24 protein-coding genes are annotated in these 23,353 nt (G+C 38.5%); 4 read left to right on the forward strand and 20 right to left on the reverse strand.

From position 1 onward, the window contains the following. Position 1: 1 nt before the first annotated feature. The 8 genes from ABES03_RS09510 to ABES03_RS09545 all read right to left on the reverse strand — a co-directional run bounded on the left by ABES03_RS09510 (position 2) and on the right by ABES03_RS09545 (position 7,308). Positions 2-1,303 carry an ABC transporter substrate-binding protein gene (locus tag ABES03_RS09510; RefSeq protein WP_430117054.1) on the reverse strand — a complete coding sequence of 434 codons (1,302 nt, stop codon included), beginning with the start codon at positions 1,301-1,303 and terminating at the stop codon, positions 2-4. A gap of 15 nt (positions 1,304-1,318) precedes the next feature. Continuing rightward, entirely contained in the window at positions 1,319-2,149 is an 831-nt protein-coding gene (locus ABES03_RS09515) for a carbohydrate ABC transporter permease (RefSeq protein WP_430117055.1), read from the reverse strand. A 19-nt stretch (positions 2,150-2,168) separates the two neighbouring features. After that, positions 2,169-3,023 carry a carbohydrate ABC transporter permease gene (locus ABES03_RS09520; protein ID WP_430117082.1) on the reverse strand — a complete coding sequence of 285 codons (855 nt, stop codon included), beginning with the start codon at positions 3,021-3,023 and terminating at the stop codon, positions 2,169-2,171. 275 nt (positions 3,024-3,298) lie between these two features. After that, entirely contained in the window at positions 3,299-4,069 is a 771-nt protein-coding gene (locus tag ABES03_RS09525) for a nucleotidyltransferase domain-containing protein (protein WP_430117056.1), read from the reverse strand. Between the two features lies 1 nt (position 4,070). Continuing rightward, complete coding sequence (gene pabC, locus ABES03_RS09530; RefSeq protein WP_430117057.1) at positions 4,071-4,937, reverse strand: aminodeoxychorismate lyase; 867 nt, start codon at positions 4,935-4,937, stop codon at positions 4,071-4,073. 1 nt (position 4,938) lies between these two features. Next, complete coding sequence (pabA, locus tag ABES03_RS09535) at positions 4,939-5,532, reverse strand: aminodeoxychorismate/anthranilate synthase component II (RefSeq protein ID WP_430117058.1); 594 nt, start codon at positions 5,530-5,532, stop codon at positions 4,939-4,941. A gap of 6 nt (positions 5,533-5,538) precedes the next feature. Continuing rightward, on the reverse strand, positions 5,539-6,930 hold the full coding sequence (pabB, locus tag ABES03_RS09540) for an aminodeoxychorismate synthase, component I (protein WP_430117059.1): 1,392 nt from the start codon (positions 6,928-6,930) through the stop codon (positions 5,539-5,541). A gap of 183 nt (positions 6,931-7,113) precedes the next feature. After that, complete coding sequence (locus ABES03_RS09545; protein ID WP_335527214.1) at positions 7,114-7,308, reverse strand: IDEAL domain-containing protein; 195 nt, start codon at positions 7,306-7,308, stop codon at positions 7,114-7,116. A gap of 184 nt (positions 7,309-7,492) precedes the next feature. Here ABES03_RS09545 and ABES03_RS09550 point away from each other — a divergent pair, with 184 nt between their 5' ends. Further along, entirely contained in the window at positions 7,493-8,341 is an 849-nt protein-coding gene (locus ABES03_RS09550; protein WP_430117060.1) for an alpha/beta fold hydrolase, read from the forward strand. A 49-nt stretch (positions 8,342-8,390) separates the two neighbouring features. On the opposite strand, the gene ABES03_RS09555 is transcribed toward ABES03_RS09550, so the two are convergent. Continuing rightward, a complete protein-coding gene (locus tag ABES03_RS09555; RefSeq protein WP_430117061.1) occupies positions 8,391-8,990 on the reverse strand; it encodes a response regulator in 600 nt (199 codons plus the stop codon). After that, positions 8,987-10,126 (reverse strand): sensor histidine kinase, encoded by a 1,140-nt coding sequence (locus tag ABES03_RS09560; RefSeq protein ID WP_430117062.1) that lies wholly within the window; start codon positions 10,124-10,126, stop codon positions 8,987-8,989. The genes ABES03_RS09555 and ABES03_RS09560 overlap by 4 nt, the downstream gene beginning before the upstream one ends. A 208-nt stretch (positions 10,127-10,334) precedes the next feature. Between ABES03_RS09560 and ABES03_RS09565 the strand changes: the two genes are divergently transcribed. Further along, positions 10,335-11,114 carry an alpha/beta fold hydrolase gene (locus ABES03_RS09565; RefSeq protein WP_430117063.1) on the forward strand — a complete coding sequence of 260 codons (780 nt, stop codon included), beginning with the start codon at positions 10,335-10,337 and terminating at the stop codon, positions 11,112-11,114. Positions 11,115-11,196: 82 nt separating this feature from the next. On the opposite strand, the gene ABES03_RS09570 is transcribed toward ABES03_RS09565, so the two are convergent. From ABES03_RS09570 to ABES03_RS09595, 6 genes are all read right to left on the reverse strand, one after another. Beyond that, complete coding sequence (locus ABES03_RS09570; RefSeq protein WP_430117064.1) at positions 11,197-12,264, reverse strand: alpha/beta fold hydrolase; 1,068 nt, start codon at positions 12,262-12,264, stop codon at positions 11,197-11,199. A 19-nt stretch (positions 12,265-12,283) separates the two neighbouring features. Continuing rightward, positions 12,284-12,853 carry a polyhydroxyalkanoate biosynthesis repressor PhaR gene (locus ABES03_RS09575; protein WP_430117065.1) on the reverse strand — a complete coding sequence of 190 codons (570 nt, stop codon included), beginning with the start codon at positions 12,851-12,853 and terminating at the stop codon, positions 12,284-12,286. Positions 12,854-12,866: 13 nt separating this feature from the next. Further along, positions 12,867-13,484, reverse strand: a complete 618-nt coding sequence (locus tag ABES03_RS09580) for a hypothetical protein (RefSeq protein WP_430117066.1) — start codon at positions 13,482-13,484, stop codon at positions 12,867-12,869. Then, complete coding sequence (locus ABES03_RS09585; RefSeq protein ID WP_430117067.1) at positions 13,468-13,947, reverse strand: hypothetical protein; 480 nt, start codon at positions 13,945-13,947, stop codon at positions 13,468-13,470. Before ABES03_RS09585 ends, ABES03_RS09580 begins: the two co-directional genes overlap by 17 nt. A 136-nt stretch (positions 13,948-14,083) precedes the next feature. Then, positions 14,084-14,863: an SDR family oxidoreductase gene (locus ABES03_RS09590; protein WP_430117068.1), complete on the reverse strand. Its 780-nt coding sequence runs from the start codon at positions 14,861-14,863 to the stop codon at positions 14,084-14,086. Between the two features lie 17 nt (positions 14,864-14,880). Next, entirely contained in the window at positions 14,881-16,515 is a 1,635-nt protein-coding gene (locus ABES03_RS09595; protein WP_430117069.1) for a long-chain-fatty-acid--CoA ligase, read from the reverse strand. Positions 16,516-17,063: 548 nt separating this feature from the next. On the opposite strand from ABES03_RS09595, the gene ABES03_RS09600 reads away from it, so the two are divergent. Beyond that, positions 17,064-17,843 (forward strand): alpha/beta fold hydrolase, encoded by a 780-nt coding sequence (locus ABES03_RS09600; RefSeq protein ID WP_430117070.1) that lies wholly within the window; start codon positions 17,064-17,066, stop codon positions 17,841-17,843. 94 nt (positions 17,844-17,937) lie between these two features. Then, positions 17,938-18,735 (forward strand): alpha/beta fold hydrolase, encoded by a 798-nt coding sequence (locus ABES03_RS09605; RefSeq protein ID WP_430117071.1) that lies wholly within the window; start codon positions 17,938-17,940, stop codon positions 18,733-18,735. A 58-nt stretch (positions 18,736-18,793) separates the two neighbouring features. Here ABES03_RS09605 and ABES03_RS09610 read toward each other — a convergent pair whose 3' ends face one another. The 4 genes from ABES03_RS09610 to ABES03_RS09625 all read right to left on the reverse strand — a co-directional run bounded on the left by ABES03_RS09610 (position 18,794) and on the right by ABES03_RS09625 (position 23,310). Continuing rightward, a complete protein-coding gene (locus ABES03_RS09610; protein WP_430117072.1) occupies positions 18,794-20,434 on the reverse strand; it encodes a long-chain-fatty-acid--CoA ligase in 1,641 nt (546 codons plus the stop codon). Positions 20,435-20,746: 312 nt separating this feature from the next. Then, positions 20,747-21,367, reverse strand: coding sequence for a YitT family protein (locus ABES03_RS09615; protein ID WP_430117073.1), 621 nt, complete (start codon positions 21,365-21,367; stop codon positions 20,747-20,749). Between the two features lie 133 nt (positions 21,368-21,500). Next, positions 21,501-22,403: an oxidoreductase gene (locus tag ABES03_RS09620; protein ID WP_430117074.1), complete on the reverse strand. Its 903-nt coding sequence runs from the start codon at positions 22,401-22,403 to the stop codon at positions 21,501-21,503. A 28-nt stretch (positions 22,404-22,431) separates the two neighbouring features. After that, positions 22,432-23,310, reverse strand: coding sequence for a GNAT family N-acetyltransferase (locus ABES03_RS09625; RefSeq protein ID WP_430117075.1), 879 nt, complete (start codon positions 23,308-23,310; stop codon positions 22,432-22,434). Between the last annotated feature and the right edge of the window lie 43 nt (positions 23,311-23,353).

Here is a 23,353-nt window from a genome sequence, read left to right on the forward strand (position 1 = left end):
TTTATTTTTTCAACACTTTATCTAATGCCCTTTGTGCTTCTTTTTGAGCTTCCTTCAATGCTTCCTCAGAAGAAACCCCTTCAATTTCTACTTTATCTGCAGCTTTAACCAATGCATCGTAAATTTTACCGCCAGTTGGATCGACAAATGGGGGTGTAGCGATTTGTGCTTGCTGTAATGGCACATTGATTTGTGGATTCTTTTCCGCATAATCCTTGTATGCCTGAACATCCTGTGCAGATTTCCGAACTGGAATATAACCAGAATTAATTGACCAGTCTGCTGTGTTTTCAGCATTTGTGAAGAATTTTAACCATTTAAAGGCTGCCTTCTTTTCTTTCTCAGATGCTAAAACAGGAATCGCACCCATCTGTGCCCCTGCATGTGGAGCTGCTTCATGACCTTCCCAGCCAGGCTGAGGATAAGCTGCTAGAATAGAGAAATCTAAATCTCCCTGGTCTCCACTTGAACCCGTGTAACCTGCTGCACGTCCCTGCATGACATCGTCAATGGTCTTATACCAATATTCCCAGCCCTGTCCATCGTGGTGAATAGCCATCGTCTGATCTTCATGGATTCCTTTTTTGAAAAACTCCCATGCTTTTACCCACTCTGGAGAATCAATTAACACTTTTTTGCCATCTTCACTTAAATACTTCGCACCATTACTTAGTGCCGCATCAATCATGTTATCTGGTCCCCACATCGGTTCCCAGCCATAAACCTCTGTTTTATTTCCACTTTTCTTTGTTAATTGTTTAGCTACTACTGAAAGGGATTCCCATGTCTTTAATTGTTCAGGAGTAATGCCAGTTTTTTCAAACATATCCTTACGATAGTATAGAACTTGTGTCGTTCCATAAAGCGGTAAAGCATACTGGTCGCCATCAATCGTTCCTTGCTGATAGAAAGCATCAATAAAATCTTCTGGATGGAAGTCAGCATCCTCTTTTATGTATTTTGTTAGAGGCGCTAGTGTCCCTTTTTTCGCAAACGCATTCATCGGGTCATTTTTCAAAAGAACGGCAGCTGGAACCTTTTTGGCTGCAATCGCAGCTTGCAGCTTTTGTAAGGTTTCATCATATGATCCTTGAGCAACACCCTTAACCTTTACTTCGTTTTGGCTAGCATTAAATTCTTTAATTCTTTTTTCAACATTTTCACCAAGCTTTCCACCTAAACCATACCAAAACTCGATTTCTATTGGTCCATTTGCAGATGACTTCTCTGAAGAGCATCCCGAAATCATCGAGACTAGTAATAAAACAATTAAACTAAATATTCCTATCTTTCTTGTAAACATCTTTTTCTCCCCTTTTTATCCTTTTAACCCCTGATCGCTAATGCCAGAGATAATCCACTTTTGAACGAATATAAATAAAATCAGCAGCGGCAAGACAGCAAAGGTACTTGCAGCCATGATCAGTGGCCATTGAATTCCATAGGCACCTTCTTGTATAAAGAATTGCCTTAGACCTGTAGTAATTAACATCTTGCTTTCACTTGTTGTAATTAATGTTGGCCATAGATAATTATTATAGTTTTGGACAAAACTGATTAGCGCAAAGGTAATGAACGTTGCTTTCGTCGTTGGAAAAATAATCTTCCAAATAATAGTCCAGTGTGTTGCTCCATCTACTCTTGCCGCCTCAATTAATTCCTTTGGAACCTGGAGGAATGCCTGCCTGAACAAGAAAATCCCAAAAACACTACACGCATTCGATAAAATAAGTCCTTTATAGGTATCAAGTAAATTAAAATCGGCTAAAATGACATAACTCGGTACATATGTAGCCGCTACCGGCAGCATATAGGTGATCAAAATAATGGAAAACAAAAAATTTCTTCCTTTAAAACGCAATTGTGTAAATGCATAGGCAATCAGTGCTGAGTTAACGATTTGAATAAGGACAATGGCCATTGCGGTAAAGACACTATTAAAGATATATTGGTCAAATGGTGCCATGGACCATGCTTCGGCAAAATGATTCCACATTGGCTTCTCCGGCCATAAAGTAGGTGGAAATTGCCAAATTTCATCCTTCGTTTTTAGCGCACTTACCACCATCCATAAGAAAGGAAATACCATCATGATGCTAATGAAGATCAAAACTACATGCCTTGCTAGTAAAATAGGTACTTTTTTCAACTCACTAGCCCCCTTTCTTTTATTGGTAATGCACCCAACGTTTGGATAATAGAAACTGTATGAACGAGAATACCGCAGTAATTAGCACTAATAGAATGGCCGTTGCGGTTGCCTTACCCATGTTAAATTCCTCAAACGCGGTTTGGTAATAGAAATATAGCATGGTTCTAGTACTTCCAGCTGGACCTCCTTGAGTTAGCACTTGAATTTGGTCATAAGCCTGGAGTGCATCAATTGAGGTAATGACTACCAGGAATAGGGTTGTTGGTGAAATGATTGGAACCGTAATATGTACAAATCGACGCCATTTACTTGCTCCATCTAATGAAGCCGCTTCATAAAGGCTAACGGGAACCTTTTTCAATGCATTTAAGTAAAAAATCATTGTCCAACCTATCCCTTTCCAAATGCTAACGATGATTACTGCTGGCATAGCCCAAGTTGAGCTGGAAGTCCAATCTAGACCTGGAAGGTGAAGTAAGTTAAGGACCCAATTGGCAAATCCTACTTTCGGTTCATAAATCCATGACCATACAATTGAAACGGCGACAGCGGGAGTTACCCATGGTGAAAATATTAATGTTCGATAAATCCCCATTCCCTTACTCTTTCCACTTACTAACAAAGCCAACAACAAGCCACCTACAACACAGGGAACGACAACCCCCATTGAAAACACAAATGTATTTAAGAGAACGGAGTAAAAGGTTGGATCCGTTAATAGGTCTGTATAATTGCTAATGCCCACAAATTCATAATCGGGGCTTACATAGTCCCAATCTGTAAAACTTATAAGCAAGGATTTTCCCATTGGATAAACCCAGAAGATTAGAAGTGGAACAATAGCTGGTAGGATAAACAACAAGGGAGCTATGGAGAAGGTTTTTTTCTTTTCCTTTTTTGCTATGAAACTCTTACTTTCATTTAGTTTTACTACTGGTATACTCACATAATCACCCCTTTCTTCAATTTATGAATTTATTATTATTTTATACATTCAATTTTTGAATACGTTTTTATCTTACCAGTGGTTTCCTTATATGTAAACAATAAAAGTAAAAAATTTGTCACATTTCCTGTTTTTTTGTCCCGGGAAATTTTTTATGCACAAAAAAACCGCTTGGATTCCAAGCGGAAAAATGTCTGAAATTATAACCACACTTCCTCGATGACCTCTCTAAATAACTTATCGAGTAATGGGGTAAAATCCTCTTTAATTATCTTTAAAGACTTCGTGTATTCCTCTAGTCGTATCAGTTCATTTTCTAGAAATTCGTTTATCGTAGTAACCTTTGGCTCGAGTTTCAGCTCATCCCCTCTTATTTTCCTTTCTAGCAAGGTAAGAATCTCTTGTTTAAGCTCACCCTCTCCAAGTAAATCCATAACCAATTCTTGAAACAGAATAGGAGGAACAGTATTATATTTTTCAATCCACATACAGGCCAATATGGGCCGAAGGACATAAAAATATTTCTTTATTTTCACATGATCTCCTTGAAGATAGTCACGATAGTTACCCTTTGCCATGTTTAGATAATGATAAAGCGCAGAATGGGGCTGAAATACCTTCTCTTGGATCGCCTTCATTTTGTCTACGAGAGAAAACGCTTGATAATAGACAATTCCAGAATGTAGCCACTCCATTAACGGCGGATTGGATTTTCTAAAAAGCTGTAGGGCTTTTCGCAATTCCCACCCGTTCATATCGAGAAGGTCATTTATTGGTAGTTCAATCACATCCCGCTTCTGATCAATGCTCAAATACCACTCTTTTCTATGAACATAGATAAACCGGACATCATAATCACTATCCTTGGATGGAAATCCCCATGCCCTGCTTCCTGATTCTACTACAAAGCAAATTTTTATATCGTGTTGCTCTTCCAGCCTTTTTATTTCTTCTAGTATTCGCTCTTGCAAACTACTCCCTCCCTACAGAATGTCTGGACCACAGAAAATTACAATACTGTTGATAATCCTGATGGAGCTGCTGAACCCACTTCCCTTTTTTCCCCGGGAAGTGAGTTCCTTCAAAACAAGTAATTGGCACGATCTCTTGAATAGAATTAGTGACAAACATTTCATCTGCCTCAAGTGCTTGTTCCATTGAGTATAATCCCTCTTGAACGTGCAATTTGTTTTTCCAGCCTAATTGAATGACAAACTGGCGAGTAATTCCATTTAAGATGCCGGTATGTACAGCAGGGGTAAATAAGACATTTCCTTTTATCCAAAAAAGATTAGAAACAATGCCTTCCGCTAGATACCCATGCTCATTTAGGAAAATACCTTCTATGTCTGGCTCATTTCCGATTTCTCTTTTTGCCAGTACATTATTTAAAAAATGATGTGACTTTAAACGCATATTCCCTTCTGGGCTGTTTCGCTTTATCTTCAACAGGACTGCCTTTTTTTCACTTAAGTCGCCGGCAGGAGGTAAGGGCTTAGGAAAAATAATCAGATTCGGTTGTAGGTAGGGTTCTACCTGTAAACCAACTTCACCTATTCCAGCGGAGACATTTAACCGAATATAGGCATTCGTCAGCTTGTTGACTTCTATTAATTCCTGCAAGATTTTATTGACTTCATCACGTGTAAAACGATGATTAATAAAGAGTTCATCCAACCCCTCGTTAAGCCGTTCTAAATGGTCATCTAATAAAAATGGATGGCCTTCATACACCCGGAACGTTTCAAATAAGCCGATGCCATATAAGAAGCCATGATCAAACGGGGAAATCCATGCATCTTCTTTGTTTATAAATTGACCGTTTAAATAAATTAACATCTTAAATTCCTTTTGGAACTGCAGCGAGTTTATAGTGATCAACGAAGTTTTGCAGCAGCTCTTTTCCGCAGGAAGTCATAATCGATTCCGGATGAAACTGTACACCCTCGATTGGAAGGTCCTTATGGCGAATCGCCATGATTTCCCCTACTTTTGTCCAAGCAGAGATTTCAAAGCAATCCGGCAATGTTTCTCTTTTTACAATTAAGGAGTGATAGCGGGTCGCTGGAAAAGGATTTGGCAACCCTTGAAAAATCGTTTTTCCATCATGGTACATTTCAGAAGTTTTTCCGTGCATTAGCCTCTCTGCCTGGACCACTTGACCACCAAAAGCTTGAGCAATCGCTTGTTGACCTAGACACACACCGAATATTGGTATTTTACCAGCAAACTCCTTGATAGCCTCCAAACTGATTCCCGCCTCATTTGGACTGCATGGGCCTGGAGAGACCATTAAGAATTCGGGACGCAGCCTCTCAATCTCTTCGATTGTCGTTTGGTTGTTGCGTTTCACTACTAATTCTTCCCCGAGTTCACCTAAATATTGGACTAAGTTAAAGGTAAAGGAATCGTAATTATCAATCATAAAAATCATCGCTGTTTACTCCTCTGCCATTTCTTTTGCTTTCCATAAAGCTGCGGCTTTTTTCATAGATTCTTTGTATTCATGTTTAGGGTTAGAATCGATGACAATACCTGCACCTGCTTGGACATGTGCCATCCCATCCTTCACAAGCATGGTTCGAATGATAATATTTAATTCTAAGTCTCCACTAAAATCAATCCACCCCAGCGACCCCGTATATACTCCTCTTTGAACGGACTCTAGCTCTTCGATAATTTCCATTGTTCGAACTTTCGGGGCACCAGTAATTGTTCCACCTGGGAATACAGCATCAATAATGTCAAAGCATGATTTCCCTTCTGCCAATTCCCCTCGAACATTGGAAACAATGTGCATGACATGAGAGTATTTTTCAATCGTCATGAATTCATTGACCTCAACCGTTCCGTACTTACAAACTCTACCAAGGTCATTTCTTTCTAAATCCACAAGCATGACATGCTCTGCCCGTTCCTTCTCATTTTCAATTAATTCATTTGCAAGGGCGATATCTTCCTCATGGTCCTTCCCTCTTGAACGCGTCCCTGCAATTGGCCTTGTGCTTACTTCTGTTCCATCCTTTTTCACAAGAAGCTCGGGTGATCCACTTACCAGCTGAAATTCTGGAGTATGTAGGTACCCCATATATGGAGATGGATTCAAGGCTCTTAATTTTTCATACACCTCAATCGCCTGAACCCCCATCGGTTTTGATTGGCGAACCGCTAGATTTACCTGGAATACATCACCTCGTGAAATATAATGTTGAACTTTTCTTACGGCCTGTTGGAACTCCTCTTCTGTCATTGAAACCTGTAAGTGATTCAACTCGTTTAGACTTGTTTTAACCGTTGGGTCGGAAGGTGTTTCCTCGAGCCAGCGTTTTTCCAAAAATCCTAATCGCTGATCTATACCTTCATCATTTTCAGCCAAAATAAAGATCCAAAGAAGGTCCTCTTTATGATCAAATACAAACCATTCCTTTACAATAAAAAAGTAGATTTCCGGAATGCCAATGTCATCTTCTGCAAGGGATGGGAGTTCTTCTATGTAACGAGCATAATCGTAGCTTATGTAACCAATCGCTCCACCAAGGAAGCTCGGAAGTCCTTCAATTTTATCAACATGAAAACCACTCATCCATTCCTTGAGTAAGTGAAGTGGATTCCCTTCCAACTTTTGGGTACCGCTTTCATTTTCGATTTCCAACTCATGATTTTTTCCTTTAAAAACCGTCTCAGGTTGAAATGCTGCAATACTGTAACGCCCGCCGCGACCACTTTCTAGTAACACATTATGGGTCTCATTTGCCGCTAATGAACGGTATTGTCTAAAAAAACTAGAATAGGTATAAGGAATCTTTTTACTATATAAATGAAGTTTCTTCAATCAATTCACTCCTAAACTTTACTCTTTTTTCATCATACTTGAAAAGGGCATCAGGTACCACATAAAGAATACTGCCTGACGTCCAAAATGAGTTTAAACCGAATGAACGTTTTAAACGGACAAGAAGCCCTATCCATTTCGGATAGGGCTTCCTTTAAGTGTGTACGTTCATTAGTAAATGTCCTAAGAAATTTTCTTTAATTCTTCCGTTAGTTTTAAGAATAGGTCCTTGTTTCCGTCTTGTAATGTTTGGTCGATTTCCTTTCGGATTTTCTCCCTCTTGAATTCAAGCAGGACATTGTTTAGAAACATCTCAGCAACTACAGCATCTGCGTTCTCATCCGAATGTTGTGGTGAATTTAATAATTTCTTTTCCATGGAAATCAACTCCTTGAGCTTTTTTTCATTATACAAGGAGTTTTCTAAAAATTCAAACATTTTATTTTGGAAATTTCAAAAAAATTTTTTATGGATATGGCTTTCAACTTTTTGGTGTGAAGGGCAAAGATTTAGGGAACAGTAACTTCAACTATCTTTTTGAGGGAACAGGAGGAAAATATGTATGGAACAAGCTGCATTAACTGGCTATCACCCCGTAAATAACATCGATGTTTATTATGAGTTTTATCCGAATCCAAAATCAGATAAGACATTTGTTTTATTGCATGGTTTTCTTTCTTCCACCTTTACATTTCGCCATCTCATATCATTAATGAAAAAGGAATATCAAGTGTTATCGATTGATCTTCCTCCTTTCGGAAAGAGTGCAAAATGCAATCGATATGTATATTCTTATAAAAATCTTGCCCAAACCGTAATTAAACTAACTGAGTCATTAGGTTTAAAAAAAATGACCTTTATCGGCCATTCCATGGGTGGTCAAATTGTGTTGAATATTCTTCATATGATGCCTGAAATTGCTGACAAGGCGATTCTTCTTTGTAGCTCTGCTTATCTCAAACGATCTAAATTGCCCTTAATCCTGACAAGCTACATTCCCTATTTCCATCTTTTTGTGAAGTATTGGTTTGCAAGAACGGGTGTGAGGAAAAACCTACAGGATGCTCTCTATAATCACTCCATCATTAATGATGAAATGATTAATGGCTACCTACAGCCCTTTTTACAAGATGAAATCTTCATTGCACTTACAAGGATGATTCGTGATCGTGAAGGAGATCTTCCACCTGAGGCTCTTAAACAAATAACAACCCCCTGCTTATTACTTTGGGGGGATCATGACAATTCCATGCCACTTACAGTTGGGGAGAAGTTAAACAAGGATTTAGTAAACTCTGAACTAGTTGTATTAAAAGAAACAGGCCATGCCCTTCCAGAGGAACGCCCCTTTGAAGTATTCGAATATATCAAAGGCTTTTCAGAAAATTTTCAAGCAACAGCCGATCATTGATAAAGTAAAAAAGGTGTAATGAACCGGTGGCTGCACCGGTCATCACACCTTATTTAAACCAACCCTTTTCTTTCGATTGAGTAATTGCTTCTATACGATTTTTCACTTCTAACTTATCTAAGATAATTGAAATGTAGTTTCGAACTGTCCCCGTTTTTATACTGAGTTCTTCTGCAATTTCTTTTGTATTCTTTCCATCTGCAACTAACTCTAACACTTCTCTTTCTCGATCCGTTAAAGGATTTTCCTCTCCATATACATCATCCATTAATTCTGGCGCATAAATTCGTCTTCCTGCCATCACACTGCGGATCGAGTTTGCCAGTTCCTCACTTGGACTATCCTTCAATAAATAACCGCTTACCCCAGCCTTTAATGCACGTTGGAAATAACCTGTTCGGGCAAAAGTGGTTAAAATGATTACTTTACAGCCTGAGCCTTTTAATTCTTCTGCTGCTTCCAGCCCGCTCTTTCCAGGCATTTCAATGTCCATAATACAGACGTCCGGCTTTAATTTTTTTACCAACGTGACAGCTTCTTCCCCATTTGACGCCTTCCCGACTACTTCCATATCATTCTCTAAATTTAGCAGTGAACCAAATGCTCCTAATAACATTTGCTGATCTTCGGCGATAACAATATTAATCATTTCTGGTCCTCCTTCTCTACGGCTTGCTTCACATCATTTGGTACTCTGATCATTAATGTTGTACCTTCCTTTGTTACAAGCTCCAAGCTGCCATTAATAAATTCCAATCGTTCTTTCATGCCAATCAGACCATGTCCTTCAGCCAATTTTTCAGTGTCTCCTTTAAATCTACCGTCATCGCGTATCGTAAGAACCGTTTCTTTCCACGATTGTTCGATGGAAATAATACAGTTCTTGGCCTCGCTGTGTTTGACCACATTGTTCACGGCCTCTTTCAAGCACATACTTAATATATTTTCGGTTAACAGGGAAACATTCGATAAAGTAAATTCACCTTCGCTGATAAAATGGATTTGAGCTGCCTTAATGATTTGTTTCACTCGTTGAATTTCATCCTTTAGACGAATCCCCCGCATGGAAGAAACCATCTTCCTTACCTCGCTTAATGCTGTTCTAGCGGTTTGCTGAACATCCTTTAATTCAGATTTAGCCTGGTCCGGATCTTTTGAAATTAGTTTCCTTGCCAAGTCCGTCTTTAAACCAATTAGTGACAGCTTTTGTCCAAGTGTGTCATGAAGGTCCCGGGCAATGCGCTGACGCTCTTCCAGTTTAACCAGTTCAGAAATCCTTTTGTTCGCATCTTCCAGTTTTTCCTCAAGCTGCCCCCTCTCCTTCCGATTGTAAATGCTAAAAGGGAGAAGAATGACACTGATCCAAATGATGATAACGAAGGGCAGCTGCTGTAGAAATAGCTTCTCTTGCATGACAATGCTATAGTTGATTGATGCCGAAGTACTGATTAAATGAATAAAATATAAAGTGAGGAAGGCAACTCTGTCTTTAATATTGCCAATAAAATAAGCAAGAAAAAAAGCAAAGTAAACATAGTTGAACAGGTTAGTCGCAGTAATGGAAATGCCAATTAGGATTAATGTCCAAAGATAGACTGGCCAACCTTTTGAAATAAAGGCAATTCGGTAAAGGATAAAAAATAGCAGAGTTAGTAAAATTCCTACAACAATCTCGATAGTCGATGGTGCTTGAAAAATAAAATAAAAAGGTAATATGCCAAGCACGGTCCAAATATACGGAGCAATCCCATTATTTTTTTGAAATGTCATATACCTTTTAATCATACAAAAAACCTCATTTTCATTAGTACTTTCCATTTATTATAACTCAAAAGTATACAACTCAACAGCTCGTTTAATATATGTACTTTACATATATATGTAATAATATAACCACTACTTCTATATATTTAATTAGTCAGAATTTTATAAATGTTTACACCTAACAAATCTTGGCAACATATGTTTATAAAAACATTAGGAGGAATCAAAATTGGGAGAAGTATATAACCATTGTTCCAAAATTCCTTATTTGCGGTTTGGTGTGGGTGAACCTTTAGTATTTATTCATGGACTTGGAGAGGTGAAGGAGGGTTGGTCAAACCAATTTGAATTTGCCGATCAGTATGAGTTAATTATTCCAGATTTACGGGGACACGGTGAATATATATCACCAGGTGAGATAAGCATTCCAAACTTTGCTCAAGATATTATATGTTTGTTAAAAGAGCTTGAGATTGAAAGCGCACACATATGTGGGTTATCGATGGGTGGCATGGTAGCTCAGGAAATTTATCGTCAAGCCCCTGAGATGTGCCGCTCATTAATGCTTGTAAGTACTTTTCATTATGCTCCTAGGCGATTAGGGAAGTTATTCTTAAAGTTTCGCCAGGCTCGAGTTGAAAATAAATCTCCCGATGTCCTTCGAGAAACCGCAGCAAAGGTCTGCCTCTATTCATGGACAAAAGAAAACTTTGATTCATTTTATCAATTTTACCAGCCGAAGAAAGAATTTTACTTCAAGTCGATGGAAGCATGTCTTCATGTGAATAATTTAAGCCTGCTCCCAACCATTAAGGTTCCTACCTTAATTATTGGCGGACAATATGATTCGGTCATTCCCGTGTGGGTTCAATTATTCATGCATAAACAAATTCCTCAATCAGAGTTTGTTATTTTTAGAAATACGGGACATATCGCCAAACTCGAGGCGAAGGATGCATTTAATCAAGTGCTTCGTAACTTTTTAATTAAACATAAAAAGGCAAGCTAGTGGGAAGGAGAATTCCTTTCCCACTCCCAATGCCCATACATAGTTTATTTGTTCTTGTACCTAATTTTATGACTAACTCTTTTTACAAGTTGTTTGATCTCTTAGAAGCCCATTGGTCCACAATCCCAGCAAACAAACCAGATAGTGCAAGGCTAACATGTCCTGCCTCCACACTAATATAAGTCTTGTCTTCACTAGACACCAAATCCATAATTGGTTTACTTTGTTCTTCTAAAATTAAATTGTCTCTAGACCCTGACACCACGTATAAATTTGCCTTAATATTTTTCAGGTCAACCTTTTTATTTCCAATAACTAATTCCCCTTTAACCAGCTTGTTCTCCTTAAAGAGATCATTGGCTAATTGTCTGTATGCTTCACCGGCAAATGGAACTTGATCAAGTGTCCATTTATTCATCCGACGCCATTTTTCAACATAACGGCTGTCGTATGCTCGACTTAAAAGCATAGTATAGTTAGTAAAATAAACAGGTGCCCCCATCGCGCGGAACATCCCCGTTACTAAATCAGGTGATACAAGCCCGTACACATCGATAAACCGGTCGATATTGATATCACCGTTTCTCATTCCTTCAGCCCATTTTTCAGGACCAATAAATGGCTTAAAGTCAATTGGAACAGTAGCAACAATTAAATTTTTAATAGGTTCTTCTGCGATTGCTGCATAAATGGAGGCAATTGTTCCACCTAGGCAGTATCCAATAAGAGTGATTTCGTCTGCTTCAGAGTGCCGAATCGCCCGCTTAACTGCTGTTCTTAAGTATTTATCAATATAAGTATCGAGTCCCATTTTCTTATCTTCATATCCTGGTGAACCCCAGTCTAAAAGATACACTTCATAACCCTTGTTCGTTAACCCTTCTATCACACTTGCTTTTGGAGCAATATCTAAAATATATGGCTTGTTAAAAAGAGAATAGACAAAAAACAAGGGTATTTCATATTTTTTCTGTTTGGCAGGGTAATGCCATAAAACTGATTTATTTTTCCTCCATACTTCGTTTCTTGGAGTATGCCCAACTGTTGGTTCAGGTTGACTAAATACCTTGAATAGATGCTCCCAGCGCTTCATTTCTTTTTCAAAATCAAAAGTCGGGAGTACTTCTTTGAATGGTGCCTCAGTCCCCATTATACTGCACCCCCTCCTATTAAATTGTCGTACCAGCTCCTGTTAACACAGGCTCAGATTGTTTGTCTTTTTTTTCAATAAGGTTTTTAAGCGTTTCAAACTCTTCTTTAAACTGATTTAATTTCATCAACTCAAATTTCATTTCTTGGATTTCTTCATGTAAATCCCTTGTATCTGCCAGTTCTTTTTTTGTTTTTACCAGTTCTGTTTTAAGTTGCTTTGTAAGTTTAATAATCTCCTTGGAAACCTCAACAACACTTCCAATTTCCTTGCTTTGAGATTTTATACTATCTTGTAAATCCCATATTTGCTCTTCTAGTGCTTCTATTTTTTCTTCCGTTTGTAACGTTAATGCAGCTACATTGGACACATCGTTTTTAGTTGGTAAATTTAATGCACCTGCCAACGCCTCTTGATTCTTTTTAAACGCTTCTAGGTACCGTGAATGAATTTCAGTGCCTAGATGCGACATTTTCACAAATTCCTTGTTATCTGTCCAAAGGTAGATAAAATCATTCATTTGCTTTTCCCAAAGTTGGCTGAACTTGTGTAGATATTCATATGGATCGTAAGGTTTTTGGCCTGTCATGTTATTCACCTCATTATGATTTGCTATATTCTGTCATATTTTTCATATACTTTTGAAATGGTAACATCGTGTTTTTAACCTGCTTAGCGAATAGATTCACAAACATCTTTTGATTTTCATATAACACATTTGTTGTTTTCATTACGCTATCAATATATTTTTCTCTCGCACTTTTTCTAAAAGCAACATATTGCTCGACTGTTTCCACATATTTGTCAAGTGCTTGCAATTGACCTGTGGTTATCGCTTGTGCAGGGGTTAATAATAGATGAGCGGTTTTATTTTGAATATCATCTACTACCCTATTAATTTCTTCATATGACTTAACTGGGAAAAAATACTGTAAAGTCGTGGTGGTTGCTAGTAGCTCTTCACGTGCAGCCTTTTCCCAATCCTTCAGTTCCATACTAAATTGAGCAGCAATCGTGACAAAATTCTCCTGATCTTTTTTTACCTTCTCCACATAGCTTCTTACAGACTCAAGGAAACGCTCATCTCGCTTGTTAAAGCGCTCTTTCCATGCCTCTAATTCATCAAAACCAAGCCTCCAAAGCATATCTAAGCTAGTTAAGTCCTTTTCCACTGCATCCTCAGATTTTTGATTCAATACTTGTTCATTTTTTTCTGTCATTGTCGATCTCCTCCAAATCGGATTCTTCCTTAAATAATTGCTTTAATTCTAGTAATTCTTTTTCTAAGTTGGTCATTTTACTACTATGTAGTTCCTTCATTTCATTTCTTAAAAAAGCTACCCATTCTTCCAACGAATGGTAAATGGTGTTTAGCAGGAGTTGATTTTTATGCTGGCTTTTGTTAATGGTAAACATCTGCTCATCAAGACTATCTAATTTCCCCTCATAGTCAACGATCCTGACAGAAAGTGCCGCTAGTTCATCTTTATTCACCAAGCCTATATGATTTAGCCATCTAATTGTTAACCTTCTGTGAATCTTTACCCTTTTCAGATGTGAATCGAGCGCTCTGCCTGCTGCCAATGTAAAAGTTCGGTTATTGGTACTGGCATGGATTCTTTTATTCAATTGTGCTTCTATTTTTTTATAATAAGCTTCCCTATCACGTTGCATAGAATCCATATCAATCCCTCTAACTAACCGGTTGGTATGTTAAATAAAACATACATTTAATAAGTGTTCAAGTAGTGTCCTGCAAAATTCACAAAACTTTTAAGAAATTTAGTGTTCAGATCATCTTGTTTCCAAAGGAACAATCTTATTGAACGCCTGCCGTCGTTCCACCATCGACAACTAACACATGACCAAAAACATAGTCAGAAGCTTCAGAAGCTAAAAATAGAGCCGGTCCTTTCATATCATCATCAGATCCAAAGCGTCCCGCAGGTGTTCGTTCAAGAATTTTTTCACCTGAATAGTCCAAAATCGCCTTTGCCATTTTGGTTGGGAAGAAACCTGGTGCAATCGCGTTAACATGAACATTGTATGGAGCTAATTTTACTGCTAGGTCCTTGGTGAAGGTAATGACAGCCCCTTTACTTGCAGAATAACCAATCGCATCCATCACCAATGGATCCTGTCCACCCATTCCAGCGATAGAAGCTATATTAATAATTTTCCCCGAACGTTGTTCAACCATAATTTTCCCAACAGCCTGTGAAAATAAGAACACAGCTTTTAAGTTAATATCCATGACTTTATCCCATTTATCCGCAGGCATTTCTAATGCAGGTGCTCCCCAGCTTGTCCCGCTGTTATTCACTAGGATATCAATTCGACCGAATTCCTTTACTGTTTCATCGACCACATGCTGAATATCTTCTGGATTGGACACATCACATTTAATTGCTAGCGCACGTACACCCTTTTCTTTTAAAGCATCCGTAAATTGCTGGCAAGCATCGAGGTTCCTTGAACAAACCACCACGTTAGCACCAGCTTCTGCATACGCAACGGCAATTTGCTGACCCAGGCCTCTTCCTCCACCTGTTACGATTGCTGTTTTTCCTTTTAAACTAAACAATTCTTGAATATTCATCTTCTCCACCTCATTTATTAAGCTTTTACTTTTGCTTTCTCTTGATCTCTTAAAACTCTTCTTAGTAATTTACCAACAGTTGATTTTGGTAATTCCGGAAGTATTTCTACTTCTTTTGGCGCCTTATATGGGGCAAGGTTTTCTCTACCAAACTGTTTAATTTGTTCCTCTGAAATGATTGCACCCGCTTTCAATTTGACATATGCTTTTACGGTTTCCCCTCGGTACGGGTCAGGTACACCCACTACGAGTGCTTCTTCAATTTCCTCAAGTTGATAAAGCACTTCCTCGATTTCACGGGGATACACATTGTAACCACTGGCAATAATCATGTCCTTTTTACGATCAAGGATATAAAAATAGCCATCTTCATCCATATTGGCAACATCGCCTGTAAATAACCAACCATCCTTGATTACTGCAGCTGTTTCTTCAGGGAGATTCCAATAACCTTTCATTACCTGTGGACCCTGAATGATTAACTCCCCAGCTTCTCCAACGGGCGCATCGACAAATCCCTCATCTGTTTCTTGAACAATTCTGGCAATGGTACTTTGAACTGGAATACCAATACTTCCATATTTCCTTGGCACAAATGGTGGGTTAAAAATAACGGTTGGTGCTGCTTCAGAAAGCCCATATCCATCTAAGAGCTTGGCACCTGTTCTGACTTCGAATGTTTTTGCCGTTTCTACTGGGAGTGGGGCTCCGCCACAGCTAATATAATAAAGTTCATTAAACCCATAATTCTCTAGGTCCGGTTGACTGTTCAGTGCTATGAACATCGTTGGAACACCAGACATTTGGAACGGTTTTTCACGTTTGACTGTTTCCATAACTTCTCTCGTATCAAAGCGCGGCAGCAGGATTTGATTCGCCCCCTCTCTGATTCCACAAAGTGCAACACTGGAAAGTCCGTAAACATGAAACATTGGTAAAACCGTGATCATTTTAAAATTCTCAGGCCTGTTATGGCATGCCTTATAGGAGAAATCGCAAACTTGATTGAAGTTTGCTAGGAGGTTCGTATGAGTAAGCATGACTCCTTTAGAGAAGCCTGTTGTTCCACCAGTGTATTGCAAAAGGGCAACATCTTCGTTCCGATTAATTTCAATTTGAGGAACGGTTCCCTCACGATCTAGGAAATCATCAAAATAGAAATCACCGTCAGCAAGTTCCATTTTAGTGCCGCCAAAGCTAACGACAATAACCTTTTTAATAGATGTGTGTGGTTGAGCTTTTTTTACTTTTGGATAAAGAGTATCGAGTACAACTATGTATTCAGAGCCGGAATCATGTAAAACATGTTCTATTTCTCTCTCAACATACATTGGATTCACTTGAACAGCGATTCCGCCTAGGGCAAAAGTACCAAATAAAGTGAATATGTAATGCGGGGAATTAGGAAGCATAATAGCTAAACGGTCGCCTTTTTGAAAACCGTCCTTATGAAGGGCTGTCGCTAGGTGATCGGTTAGTATTTTTGTTTCTTGGTAACTCCACACTCTTCCTAAAAAGGTGAATGCAGGCTTGGTGTTATAACGATTTACTGCATCTTGTAAAAAATCGTAAAGTGAATGGTGGTTGATACTAACATGTTCATCAATTCTTGGGTCATAAATGTTCAGCCATGGCTTTTGTTGGTAAACCATAAAATCAGATGCCTCCTCAGGAATTTACTTATCAATATCCCCACTAAACCTGGTGCATATCTTCGAACATAGTTGACTAATCTATTAATTAGAATATTAATATAATTATGATTATTGTAGTAAAATTAGATTTTGTAAACCCTTCCTTCTCGACATTTTTCTCAATCATCTAGTACCACGGATGACTCGATTTCAATCTAGTTGCTTTACTCTTGATATTTATCCCTTTCTTCAAAGTTAGGTTTCTATCAGCACGGAGGAAAAATGACGAAATTTGTCGTAATATTTCTCGCTTTTTGCCACATTACAACTATTCCTCTCTTCCGTTCCACTTTCAAACTAAAATACCAAACCATCCACCGTTCCTTCCTATTCAGCAAAAATGATATTCTTATATAAGACTAGCTATGGTATTAGACATCTACAAAAGGCATAAAAAAGGACATTTGTCATCATATGATGAAATTTATTCAAAATTTTATGAATTTTCACACTTTACAAATGATGGGAAGGAGATTTATTATAGTAGCAATAGGAGGGATTGAAATTTGGGACAAATATTTACTAGTTGCTCAGGTATTCCTTACTTGCGCTTTGGTGTCGGTGAACCCTTAGTCTTAATTCATGGGCTTGGTGAAGTAAAAGAAGGCTGGAACAATCAATTTGAGTTTGCAGATCAGTACGAATTGATTATTCCTGACTTAAGAGGTCACGGTGAGCATTCTACTAATAAAGAAATAACCATCCCACACTTTGCCCGTGATATTATTTCCTTATTGAAAGAGCTTAAAATTGAAAACGCTCACATCTGTGGTTTATCTATGGGTGGAATGGTTGCTCAAGAATTATATCGTCAGGCCCCTCAAATGTGTCGTTCCTTATTGCTCGTCAGCACGTATCATTACATGCCAAAACGCCTCGCGAAACTTTTAATCACTTACCGTAAAGCTCGGTCACTCTCTAGTCGCCCCAGGATGTCAAAAGATACCGCGGCTCGCATTTCTTTTAGCTCTTGGAACAACAAGACCTTCGAAGAATTTCATCAATTCTATAAACCCAACCATGATGTCTTTCTAAAATCCGTTCAGGCCTGTCTTCAAGTGAACAATCAGAAACTACTTCCGAGAATAAATATTCCAACACTCATTATTGGAGGTCAGTATGATTCAGTAATCCCTGTTTGGATGCAATTATTCATGCATAAAAAAATTCGCCACTCGGAGTTTGTCATATTCAAAAACACGGGACATATTGCCAAGTTAGAGTCAAAAGAGACTTTTAACAGAATCGTTCGCAACTTTTTGAAAAAACATAGAATAGTAAGTTAAGAGAGGGGGAATTTTTTCCTCCTTTACTCTTGTTCTTTGCTGGCATAATCTCTCATATAATTTACCATTATCTAACAAGGAGGAGTAGTAAACTATGCCTGTTACAAAAGCAAATGGAATCAATCTTTACTATGAGGTTCATGGTCAAGGTGAACCTTTACTACTAATTATGGGGTTATCACTCAATTCCAAGTCCTGGTTTAGGACACTGCCTGCTCTAAGTGAGCACTACCAAGTGATCATTTTTGATAACCGAGGGGTAGGATTAAGTGATAAACCAAATACGCCTTATTCAATTGATCTTATGGCAGAAGATGCTAGAGCCGTCCTAGATGCGGCTGGGGTTGAATCAGCCCATATATACGGCATTTCCATGGGTGGCATGATTGCTCAAAAATTGGCTATTAAGTACCCTGAACGGACTCGGTCACTGATTCTTGGCTGTACCACATCGGGCGGTGTTAATCATGTACAACCAGGTGCAGATGTCAGCATGCTCATGCTTTCAAGAGGCTCTTCCATTGCAACACCAGAAGAAATGGCTTGGGCTACTGCTCCGATTCTATATAGTCAGTCCTTCTTGGAAGAACACCGTGAGTTGGTAGCTGAAGATATCCAAAAACGCATTGAGATCCCAATCCTGCCATATGCTTACATGTTACAGCTTCAGGCTTGTCTCACCCATGATACCTACAATGAAATAGACCAGATACAAGTTCCTACCCTAGTCATCCATGGTGATGCAGATAAACTGGTACCATATGAAAATGGTGTCACCTTAGCAGAAAAAATCCCAAATGCAGAATTCCTAACGATCCAAGGGGCAGGTCACATTTATGTTACCGAAGCGAATGATTTTGTAAATGATAGAGTGCTAGACTTCTTAAAATAATGAAGAAAAATGCCCGAACTCAAATAGTGATCGGGCATTTCTGTTACACTTCCCTCTATTAAGCTTTCACTTTAGCAAGCTCTTCGTCCCGAAGGACTCGTCTGAGTAATTTACCAACAGAGGATTTTGGCAGCTCGGAAAGGATTTCCACTTCTTTTGGTGCCTTATATGGAGCAAGGTTATCCTTAGCATACTGGAGAATTTCCTCCGTTGATAGCGTATATCCTTCAATCGGCTTAATGAACGCCTTAACCGTTTCCCCACGATAATCATCAGGGATACCAATTACAATCGCTTCCTCTACGCCCTCCATTTGGTAAAGAACTTCTTCAATTTCTCGTGGATAAACATTGTAACCGCTTGCAATTATCATGTCCTTCATTCGATCAAGAATATAAAGATACCCTTCTTCATCCATTTTAGCAATATCTCCGGTAAACAGCCAGCCATCCTTCAACACATCTTCTGTATCTTTTGGACGGTTCCAATACCCCTTCATAACCTGCGGGCCCTTAACGATTAATTCTCCCGCTTCACCGACAGGAACATCTACAATTGCCCCGTCTTCCGTCTCCCGAACAATTCTCACTACAGTACTTTGAACCGGAATACCAATACTGCCATATTTCCTAGGTATAAATGGTGGATTAAACGCAATGGTTGGTGCCGCTTCAGAGAGACCATATCCATCCCTTAGTGTAGCGCCAGTTATTTTTTCAAAAGTTTTTGCTTGTTCAACCGGTAGTGGTGCACCACCGCTGCCTACATACCACAATTCCTTTAAATCACAGTCCTTTAATAATTCAGGCTGACTGTTTAATGCAAAATACATGGTCGGAACTCCTGCAAAGATAAATGGCTTCTCCCGCTTAATGGTTTCTATTATCTCCTTCACGTCAAAGCGAGGAAGGATGATTTGATTGGCCCCCTCTCTAATACCACACAGCGCCACACTAGAAAGGCCGTAGACATGAAACATCGGAAGAACCGTAATCATTTTAAACGACTCAGGAATCTGTTCACATGTGTTATAAATAAAATCACAAACCTGATTAAAGTTGGCTAGCAAGTTATAGTGTGTAAGCATGACACCTTTAGGCACACCTGTTGTTCCACCTGTGTACTGTAAAACGGCAACATCCTCATGTGGATCAATTTCGATTAATGGAATCTCAGCATCAGCTTGAAGGCATTCATCAAAATAATGATCCCCTTCAGCTAGGTCTTTCCGTTCCCCACCAAAGCTGACCACTATCACCTTTTTCAAGAAGGTGTCAGATTGAACCTTCTTTACTTTTGGATAAAAGGCATCTAGCGCAACCATGAACTTGGCTCCAGAGTCATCCAATACGTAGGCGATTTCCCTTTCTACATACATTGGATTGACTTGGACCGCAATCCCGCCTAAGCGGAAAATAGCAAATAAGGTGAACACGTATTGTGGACAGTTCGGCAGCATAATAGCCACCCTGTCACCTTTCTTTAAACCTTCTTTATGTAATTCAGCAGCTAGCCGGTCGACCATCATTTTTGTTTCATCGAAACTGAATACCTTTCCATAAAAGGTGAACGCAGGTTTGTCCCCAAAACGATTGACAGCACTTTCTAAGAAATCGTAGAGTGATTCGTGCTTTACACTTACATGTTCCTCCACTCTAGGGTCATAAAGCTTCAACCAAGGTTTTTCCTGATACATCATACATATGCCTCCTTATTCATCATTTTATTTTTTATTACACCTAAATTATTGTAAGGAATGGAAAATTTGTAAACGCACGAATCTCGACACCTTTCCTCATTTGCACTTGTTGATATTTCATAAATAATAGGTAAACATTTCATTTCCACACGAGATTCAGGAAAATCAAAAAGGAAAGCCGTCGAATATTGTCAGAAAGCAAGCTGTTGTTCACAAAACCTTAACAAGAAATTATGAAATTTATTTGAACGCTATCATCTAAATAAAAAAGAACTTCGGCTTTAAGCTTTACCAAAGTTCTTGAAAGTCTACTTATGTATTCTGAATTGAAAAATCAATGGTTTTATAGGCGACAAAAAAAGTTGCTAATGAGTAAATAGCTTCCTTTAATCCAAAAATAAAAATAGAACTACTGAATATGAAAAAATTTAGAAATAGGATATATTGTCCAATTGAAAACCGGGAACGTTTGCTGAATAGAATGGCGAGTACCTCAGTCCCATCTAAACATCCACCAAATCGTATAGTGATCCCCACTCCTAAACCTAAGATAATTCCACCTAGAATAATCACTAATAAAGGATGATGTGTTAGAGCCGGATACGGCTCTAGTACATAGGTTCCCAATGACAAAATGAGAATAGCGAATAGGCTTAAAGCCAGAAACCTTTTACCCAGGTAAGAATAGCCAATTATGAAAAAAGGAGTATTTAATAATAGCAGAAACAATCCCACCTCTTGACGAGTAATATGAGAAAGGATAATGCTGATTCCAATTACGCCTCCATCGATCACATAATTTTTCACTAGAAATAGCTGCAAGGATATGGCAACTAGCGATGCTCCGCAAAAAATAGAACAGCCCCGTTTATAAAAGGAAATGCTACTCGACCGATTATTATCTATGTAATAGTTCACTCTTTTTCTGAACATAGGGCTCCCCTTTTATTAAAAATAGAGTACATGCTTGGTTATATATATTCTTTGCATTGTGATTCAATTCTTTGTTACATGAAAAAAAGCCCCCATTTAGCAGTCATAGGGGACTTCATGTCGCTTAAAGTTTTTATTTAGAAAAATCGTACGTTACTCCAGTTAATCTTTCGGATACTTCCCAAAGCTTCTTCATGGTTTCCGTATTGTACACACCAGGAGCTGGAATTTCTATCGTTGGTTGTCCCTTTCTATTTCCTCTGCCATCAGGCCCTATGTATTCTCCGCCAGCCAAACTGGATTCTGTTGCTGCATAGATCGTTGGCAGAGCCCCCATTTCCGCTGGTTGAAAAAATACCTTCATTAATGCTTTCAAGTACCCCGGGGCTTCTCTTTTCCCTATTTTAAATAAATTTGTTGAGGAAATACCCGGATGGCAAGCAAGACTAATCGTTGGAAGACCATTCTCCTTTAACCTGTAGTCTAATTCCTTAGCAAATAGTAAATTAGCAAGCTTGCTCTGCCCGTAAAACTTCATACCCTTATAGCCTTTTGATCCATCTAGGTTATCAAAATCAATGGATGCCCCTCTATGGGCAATACTGCTGAGTGACACTACTCGTGATTGTGGAGTGTTCTTAAGTAAAGGTAGTAATAGGCCTGTTAAAGCAAAGTGTCCTAAATGATTACTTCCAAATTGCAATTCAAATCCGTCTTTTGTTAAACCATATGGCGGTACCATTACCCCTGCATTGTTTATCAAAATATGTAAGGAATCATATCGTTTGTTATAATTTTCCACAAAATCTCTAACACTAGCTAAATCGGCTAAATCGAGTCGAATAACTGCAACCTTTGCTTGAGCTACTTCCTTCACAATAGACTCTGCCGCAGCCTTGCCTTTTTCTTCATTCCTTACAGCTAAAATAACTTCAGCACCACTCTTACTTAAAGCTTTTGCTGCTTCATAGCCAATACCACTATTTGCTCCTGTGATGATGATTTTTTGAGCTACAAAATTTTTATTTATCAACATACTACACTTCCTATCAATATTTACAGAGTTACGCCTGAGATGTAATCGGATGCTTGAATTTTTCAGGCAATATAACGTTTGTAAGATTCTTTACAAAAAGAACATTACTAGATTGGTATATTTCATTCGTAAGAAGGGACTCTTGATTGTCTAGATGAAAATGAAAAACGATTTTTCTACTCTCTGGTGAGGCAATCTGGTTGATAATTAATTGAATATCTACTTCCTCAGTAAAAACTATATCATAAAGGTGAATGGTATCATCTTCTTTTTGAAAAATAACCAAGACCTTTTCGTCCTCTAAATAATAGAGGTCCTGACTAAATACCATTATGCTATAAAACAATAAAAGTTCCTCACTGCCTATGGTTCCAAAGGTCTTTGAAATGCTTTTTCTATTTGCAGCTAAGGTATAGATAAAAGATAAGTCTTCTGGGTTGGTGCCATCTAATTTCTTTACCCTCGATTGGTTCGCAGGCTTAAAATCGTAGTTTGTTGAAAACTGGATTTCATCCATAGCTTTGAACCCAAACTTAGGATAGAAATCCAACACCGTTTGATTGGCAAACAAATAGACAAGGTCGACATATTTAAAATCTTCCAAAACCAGTTCCATAAGTTTTCTCGATAGCCCTTGATTACGATAATCCGGATGTGTCATAACCGTTCCGATTTGAATAGCTCGCTTACTCTCTCCACCAATCACCAAGTTTAGGAGATTAACGGAGACGTTCGCAATCACTTTCCCTTGGTGAATAAAGGAGTATGGCTGATATTTTTCTGTCCAGTAGCCATGTTGATACCAAGTTTCAAACTCAATTCCAAATGTATTTAAGGCCAGTTCATTAAAGCTGTCTCTTAACGCTTCATTCTCTTTATATCCCTTTTCAAATACTAAGCCTTCCATATGGTTCCTCCAGAAGAAAAGGACGAGGATTTTGCTACCTCGC

Source organism: Neobacillus rhizosphaerae, assembly GCF_050477885.1.
In the GTDB taxonomy this organism is placed as follows: Bacteria; Bacillota; Bacilli; order Bacillales; family Cytobacillaceae; genus Neobacillus; species Neobacillus rhizosphaerae_A.